This is a genomic window from Pseudoalteromonas sp. MMG007, assembly GCF_018100985.1.
Classification (GTDB): Bacteria; Pseudomonadota; Gammaproteobacteria; order Enterobacterales; family Alteromonadaceae; genus Pseudoalteromonas.
The window spans coordinates 1-566 of record NZ_JAGJEI010000049.1 but is presented as its reverse complement, the minus strand read 5'-3'; the positions used below and the strand labels follow the sequence as shown (position 1 = coordinate 566).

The 566-nt window shown below is 50.5% G+C and carries 1 protein-coding gene; it reads right to left on the bottom strand.

The features are described from left to right. Window positions 1–527 (bottom strand): condensation domain-containing protein (locus tag J8L71_RS18360; RefSeq protein ID WP_211001802.1); only part of this gene is annotated, 527 nt, incomplete at its 3' end. Window positions 528–566: the final 39 nt, after the last annotated feature.

The window sequence follows — 566 nt, the reverse complement described above, 5'->3', positions numbered from 1 at the left end:
AACTCCTGCTGCACCACTTCAAGGCCAACATGATCTATCACCACATGGTGGTGCTGCAGTAATACCAGATAACCACCATCGGCTTCAGCCGCCACCGTCAGTTGCATCAGTGGCGCCTTCTCTAGCTCCATCCACTGCACTTCCGGTGCACATAACCCCTGCATCTTCGCCAGTACATCATCCCCCTGCTGTACCGGCAACCAAGTAACCGGCAAACGCGCTTCACGCAACACCACCTGCAACGGCTTCTCTCGTTGACGCCATAGAATCGCTGTGCGCAACACATCGTGACGGTCAATAATAAACTGCAAACTCTCACAAAAAGAGTTCAGTGTCTGCTCATCACCAATACGGAATAATGCTGGCGTAACATACGGGTCCACTTCATCACTGAGACTATGATGGAAGACCACACCTTCTTGCAGCGGAGCAAGAGGATAAATATCCTGAATATTAGCAGCCCCTCCTGGAATACGATCACTTATATCTGCAAGCTCAGTCTCACTCAGTGACACTAAAGGTAGCATATCTGGGGTCAGACGAGTGCACGATGCTGGGATCAGATT